This is a genomic window from Serinicoccus chungangensis, assembly GCF_001483745.1.
Classification (GTDB): domain Bacteria; phylum Actinomycetota; class Actinomycetes; order Actinomycetales; family Dermatophilaceae; genus Ornithinicoccus; species Ornithinicoccus chungangensis_A.
In genome coordinates this window covers 1-5,851 of record NZ_LQBL01000006.1, presented here as the reverse complement: position 1 = coordinate 5,851, position 5,851 = coordinate 1, and the positions used below count along the sequence as shown (strand labels likewise).

Sequence of the window (5,851 nt, the reverse complement as noted above, 5' to 3'; positions counted from 1 at the left end):
CCCCCCACCCCCCCCCCCCCCCCCCCCCCCCCCCCCCCCGTGCCGTCAGGACCGGCTCCACCTGGCCGTCGAGCAGGAGCAGCTCACCCTCGCGGCCCATCATCCGCTCGGGCATCGAGGGGCCGACGACGGACCCGTCCTGGGAGAGGGTGATGTCGGAGACGACCAGCACCCGTTCGCGGTCGACGGCCGGCGGGTCGTCCTCCTCCACGACGATGGCCCCGTAGAGCCCGGCGAACACCTGGTCCGCCACGCTGCCGTGGTGGTGCGGGTGGTACCAGTACACCCCCGGCGGGTGGTCCCTCGGCAGCTGGTACTCGTACTGACGGCTCGCGTCGGGCTCGACCTCGACGAAGACGTTGTCGCCGTCGCCCTCGGGGGCCACGTGCAGTCCGTGCACGTGCAGGTTGGTCACGTGGTCCAGCTGGTTGTCCAGCTCGATCCGCAGCAGGTCCCCGGGGCGCAGCCGCAGGGTCGGACCCGGCACGCCGCCGTTGTAGCCCATCGTGGTGGCCGACCGCCCCGCCACCTCGTGCGTGTCGACGCGGGCCTGGAGCTGCACGTCCAGGCGCCCGCCGCCGCTGGCCAGCACCTCCGGCTCCACCAGCTCACCCCCCGGATCGCCGGGCGCACCGGGCGTGGTGAGCTCACGCCACAGGCCCGTCCCACCTATCACGGTGGTGGTGAGACCCAGTCCACCCATGGTCAGCGCCGTGCGCCGGCTGACCGGTCTCATGACTCCTCCTCGCGCCCGGCCAGCGCAGCCCGGCGATGCTCGTACTCCTGCGTGCTCAGCTCCCCGGCCGCGTAGCGCTCGTCCAGGATCCGCCGGGCGCTCGACCCATCAGCAGGTGCCGTGTCCTCGGTCCGGTCCCGGCGGGACCGACCCGGAACGCCGGCCCCGGTCGGTCCGTGAACCAGGCCGCCGGCGAGTGGTGCATTAGCAAGATCCCCGCGGCTCGGACCGAACCGGGATCGAGAGCCGTATTGACCAGCAAAGGACGACACCATGTGCGGAACCGACACCACCACCCAGACCGCTGAGCAGACCAGCGCCGAGGAGAAGCCCTCCTGCGCGTGCTGCTCCACCCAGACTGAGAACGGCGCCGCGACCTCTGACGCGGACACCTCCCCGGTCCAGACCACCTATCTCGTCACCGGCATGACCTGCGGCCACTGCGCCACCGCCGTGACCAACGAGCTCGAGGCCCTCGAGGACGTCAGCTCGGTCCAGGTCGACGTCATCTCCGGAGGCGAGTCCTCGGTTCACGTCGCGAGCGCCAAGGAGCTCAGCGCCGAGCAGATCCGCGCGGCTCTGGCCGAGGCCGGCAACTACGCCCTCAGCGGGACGCGCTGACCCGAACCTTCCGGCCGCTTTTCACCACTCGCTGACAGCCCCGTCCAGAGCTCGCAGCTCTTGACGGCACCTCCAGACGCAGGCCCTCCCTCGCCGATGACTCGGAGAGAGGGGGCTGCGCCACTGGACTCCTTGAGCAAATCACCACCAAGGTGCCCCCTTCCGGTCACAAGACATCAGAGCGCTAGGTCGAGGTGGGTTCTTTGACGCGCCAAGGGAAGCTGTGGGCTGACCCGTTCACTCGCGAGACGGACCGGACGGCCACCTAACGTGTGCGACCCATAGCATCCGGGCGCCCGTGGGCTCGCCGACGGCTCCCCATCCGCTGCGCTGCGGCCGGTGGGGAGCCGCCCCCTGGCCGTCAGTGGCCCATGATCGCCAGGAAGGAGGCGCAGTCGGTCCAGGGCAGGTCGAAGGCCGGCGCGACCGGGACGAAGGCGTGCCCTGCCTCGGTCAGCGCGATCCCGGCCTGGCCGAAGTGCACGTGCTCGTGGTGGGAGTTCAGCGGCAGAGCCTGGTTGGCTGCGACGTCCACGCACTTGCGGTAGTCCAGCAGCACGGGACCCTCCTCGGTGAAGCCCACCTCCGCCCCGAGGACGAGGATGTGCCCGTGCGGCGGGATGGGGGCGGTGTGACCGTCCGCCATGGCCGACGGTGCCGCGGCCGCGACCGTGAGCGTGACCGCAGCGGCGATGCCGGCAGCCTTGGTGTAAGGGTTCTTCATGGTGGCTCCTTGCGGGCCAGATCCGACTGTCTGCCCCGGCGTGTGCGGGCCCCGAGATCCCTGGGAATGCCGAGCGGGCGCCCAGCCTACTCACGATAGAGCCCGTACCGGGCGCACCGCCAGAGGCAGCCTGGGCACCGGCACGGAGGTAGCGGCGCTTCCTGCCTCCCCGGCGCCGCTGTCGCGCACCACGGTCGGGCCGGAACCGGCGCCACGTGGCGTCTGCCCTCCTCGGGTAGATGCGGGCCTACTGCCTGGGGGAGCAGATCACTCGAGTGGAGTCCTACGGAGTGGTCTGCGGGCACCCGGGTGAGAACTTGCTTGGCATCTCGCTGACCTTCCTGATGATCTTCGGCGCATCGTGACTTCCTTCACATAACGCTCTATGTGGCAATAACAAGGCAATGACTATGGTTTCAGGTCAGGTGTGACCCGTGCCGTCCAGCACGATCCCTCTTCCCGATCTCCTACGAAGGACCTCATCTTGAGCACCAAGACATTGATCGCCCTCGCCGCTGCCGCTTCGCTGACCCTTACCGCCTGCGGGCAGGGAGGAAACGGCGAAGGTCAGACCAGTGGCGGCGGCGGCACCGCCGAGACCGGGGACGGTTCCGGGCTGGGCCTGGCGCAGGAGGGTGTGCTGGTCGTGGGCACCGAAGGCACGTACCGGCCGTTCACGTACCACGAGGACGGCAGCGGTGAACTCGTCGGTTACGACGTCGAGGTGATCGAGGCCGTCGCGGAGCGTCTCGACCTAGAGGTCCAGTTCCAGGAGACGCAGTGGGACGCGATCTTCGCCGGGCTGGAGGCCGGTCGCTTCGACGTGATCGCGAACCAGGTCTCGATCAACCCCGAGCGGGAAGAGGCCTACCTGTTCAGCGAGCCCTACACCGTCTCCCCCGGCGTGGTGGTGGTCAGCGAGGACACCGATGACATCACCAGCCTGGAGGACCTGGAGGGCAAGACCTCGGCGCAGTCGCTGACCAGCAACTGGTACGAGGTCGCCGAGAGCAACGGCGCCCAGGTCGAGGCCGTGGAGGGCTGGGCCCAGGCCGTGGCGCTCCTGGAGCAGGGCCGGGTGGACGCCACGGTCAACGACAAGCTCACCTTCCTCGACTACACGAACGAGCGGCCGGACAGCCCGATCAAGATTGCTGTGGAGACCGAGGACGCCTCCGTGAACGCGTTCGCCTTCACCAAGGACAAAGCGGAGTTGGTCTCCGCGGTCGACGAGGCGCTGGCCGAGCTGCAGGCCGACGGCACCCTCGCCGAGCTGGGTGAGAAGTACTTCGGGCAAGACGTCTCGGGCTGAGGGGCCATGACCCAGGAGTGGACGCTCTTCGTCGACTCGCTGTGGCCCATCGTGCGCGGCGGTCTGCTGGGGACGATCCCGCTGGCCGTCGTGTCCTTCATCGTGGGCCTGGCGCTGGCGCTGGCCGTGGCGTTGATGCGGATGTCCCGCAGCCGGGTGCTCTCCGGGCTGGCGCGGGCCTACATCTCGGTGATCCGTGGCACCCCTTTGCTCGTGCAGCTGTTCGTCATCTTCTACGGTCTGCCGTCCCTCGGTCTGCTCATCGACCCCTGGCCCAGCGCGGTCATCGCCTTCTCCCTGAACGTGGGCGGGTATGCCGCCGAGGTGATCAGAGCCGCCATCCTGTCCGTCCCCCGCGGGCAGTGGGAGGCGGCGTACATGGCCGGCATGTCACACCGGCTCACCCTGCGCCGGGTCATCCTGCCGCAGGCGGCCAGGGTGTCCGTGCCCCCGCTGTCCAACACGTTCATCTCCCTGGTGAAGGACACGTCGCTGGCCTCCTTGATCCTGGTGACCGAGCTGTTCCGCGAGGCTCAGAAGATCGCCGCCTTCAGCCAGGAGTTCATGCTGCTCTACATGCAGGCCGCCCTGGTCTACTGGGTCTTCTGCCTCGCTCTGTCCACCGGGCAGAACGCACTGGAGAAGAGGTTGGACCGCTATGTCGCCCACTGACCCCACTACCCGCGGCCCCGCGACCAGCGGCGAGGAGGTGTTGCTGCGCGCGCATGGCCTGAGCAAGAGCTTCGGTGAGCTGTCCGTGCTGCGCTCCATCGACCTCACCGTGACCAAGGGGGAGGTCGTGGTCCTCATCGGCCCCAGCGGCTCGGGCAAGACCACGGTGCTGCGGTCCCTGAACGGGCTGGAGACGCCCGACGGTGGCACCTTGACCTTCGCCGGCGGCCCGGACCTCGACTTCTCCCGGCCGCTGCCGAAGAGGGACCGGATGGCCCTGCGCGACCGTTCCGCCATGGTCTTCCAGCAGCACAACCTCTTCCCCCACCGCACCGTGCTGGAGAACGTCATCGAGGGACCGGTCCACGTCCAGGGAGTGCGCAGGGACGAGGCCGTCGCCGCGGCCGAGCAGCTCCTCGACCGTGTCGGGCTACGGGACAAGCGTGACGTCTACCCCTTCCAGCTCTCCGGCGGACAGCAGCAGCGCGTCGGCATCGTCCGCGCCCTAGCGCTGCGCCCCAGCCTGCTCCTCTTCGACGAACCCACCTCCGCCCTCGACCCAGAGCTCGTCGGGGAAGTGCTGGCCGTGATCAAGGAGCTCGCCGACGAGGGGTGGACGATGGTCGTCGTCACCCATGAGGTCAGCTTCGCCCGGGCCGCCGCCGACGAAGTGCTCTTCATGGACCAGGGAGTCATCGTCGAACGGGCAACCCCCGAGCAGATGTTCACCCGACCACAGCACGAACGCACCCGACGCTTCCTCGACCGCATCCTCAACCCCCTGCACGAACCGCCTTCGCAGTGACTCACTCAGCGACAGCATCGCCAGCATCGCCGTGAGGCATATGATCAAGCTTCATTTCCACACTGCCAGTAGGAGCCACAGTGGCGCAAAAGGTGCAAACCATCCTTATCTCCGATCTGAGCGGCGAGGAGCTGGGCGAGGAAGGCCACACCGTGAAGTTCGGCTTCCTCGGCGCGGAGTATGAGATTGACCTCTCGCAGCAGGAGGCGGACGAGTTTGCCAACGCCCTCCAGAAGTACACCGACGCCGCCCGCCGTGTCGGTGGCCGACGCCGGCCGGGGAGCGGCCGTGCCACCGCCCCGACCGACCGTGAGCAACTTCGCAAGATGCGCGAGTGGGCGAGCAAGAACGGCTACAACGTGTCAAGCCGGGGCCGCGTCCCCCAAAAAGTTCAGGACGCCTACCACGCTGCTACCTGAGATCGCCTGCACGACGACAGCCGGTCGCTCGGTCCTATCGGGGCCGCACAATTTCCCGATGCCTCTGGGATGTAGATGACGGGAATTGAACCGATACTGCTCTGACCAGCGACATTCGCTCGCACAGTCGTTCCGTGTCAGCAATGTGACAGTTCGCCGTCTCTTCACCTAACCAAGCAGCCCCTCTATAGGCGCCGCCTTCAGCCCGCGGTGGGCCTGGGGATGGCCCGGCGCTACGACCGTGGCTAGACGACCTCCTCGGAGGTCGTGACACGGTTACTGCGCCGCGGGGGGCGCGTACGGGACCGGGGCTCGATCGGTGCCTCTCGGTCCCCGCTGGACCGGGACTCAATCGGTGTCTCTCGGTCCCCGCACGGGCTGTCGGCCCCGGTCGTGGCAGACCGGACCGCCCGCCGCTTGAGCGCGTTGAACCGGCCCCTCCGGACCCGCTGACTCGTCAACCGCATCGGCATCCTGAGCGGCGTCATTCCGCCCACTATGACGGGGGGCCGCCCAGTTGCTAGCGGACATGCCAATCTCCCTGTTGGCGGACACGTGCTTC

General features: G+C 68.4%; 8 protein-coding genes. 5 read left to right on the top strand and 3 right to left on the bottom strand.

The window, feature by feature from the left end:
- Both AVL62_RS03710 and AVL62_RS16900 read right to left on the bottom strand, forming a co-directional pair.
- Positions 1–736 (bottom strand): multicopper oxidase family protein (locus AVL62_RS03710; protein WP_153011641.1); only part of this gene is annotated, 736 nt, incomplete at its 3' end.
- Positions 733–1,011, bottom strand: coding sequence for an SHOCT domain-containing protein (locus AVL62_RS16900; protein WP_153011640.1), 279 nt, complete (start codon positions 1,009–1,011; stop codon positions 733–735). The genes AVL62_RS16900 and AVL62_RS03710, both read right to left, overlap by 4 nt.
- Here AVL62_RS16900 and AVL62_RS16415 point away from each other — a divergent pair.
- Positions 1,010–1,357: a heavy-metal-associated domain-containing protein gene (locus tag AVL62_RS16415; protein ID WP_083518648.1), complete on the top strand. Its 348-nt coding sequence runs from the start codon at positions 1,010–1,012 to the stop codon at positions 1,355–1,357. The two genes, AVL62_RS16900 and AVL62_RS16415, sit on opposite strands and share 2 nt — an antisense overlap.
- A 361-nt stretch (positions 1,358–1,718) precedes the next feature.
- Here AVL62_RS16415 and AVL62_RS03700 read toward each other — a convergent pair whose 3' ends face one another.
- Positions 1,719–2,081 (bottom strand): hypothetical protein, encoded by a 363-nt coding sequence (locus tag AVL62_RS03700; RefSeq protein ID WP_058890335.1) that lies wholly within the window; start codon positions 2,079–2,081, stop codon positions 1,719–1,721.
- A 484-nt stretch (positions 2,082–2,565) separates the two neighbouring features.
- Between AVL62_RS03700 and AVL62_RS03695 the strand changes: the two genes are divergently transcribed.
- The 4 genes from AVL62_RS03695 (at position 2,566) to AVL62_RS03680 (ending at position 5,289) form a co-directional block, all read left to right on the top strand.
- Entirely contained in the window at positions 2,566–3,393 is an 828-nt protein-coding gene (locus AVL62_RS03695; protein ID WP_058890334.1) for an amino acid ABC transporter substrate-binding protein, read from the top strand.
- Between the two features lie 6 nt (positions 3,394–3,399).
- Entirely contained in the window at positions 3,400–4,065 is a 666-nt protein-coding gene (locus AVL62_RS03690) for an amino acid ABC transporter permease (protein ID WP_058890333.1), read from the top strand.
- Entirely contained in the window at positions 4,052–4,870 is an 819-nt protein-coding gene (locus AVL62_RS03685; RefSeq protein WP_058890332.1) for an amino acid ABC transporter ATP-binding protein, read from the top strand. Before AVL62_RS03690 ends, AVL62_RS03685 begins: the two co-directional genes overlap by 14 nt.
- Positions 4,871–4,950: 80 nt before the next feature.
- A complete protein-coding gene (locus AVL62_RS03680; protein WP_058890331.1) occupies positions 4,951–5,289 on the top strand; it encodes a histone-like nucleoid-structuring protein Lsr2 in 339 nt (112 codons plus the stop codon).
- Positions 5,290–5,851 lie beyond the last annotated feature (562 nt).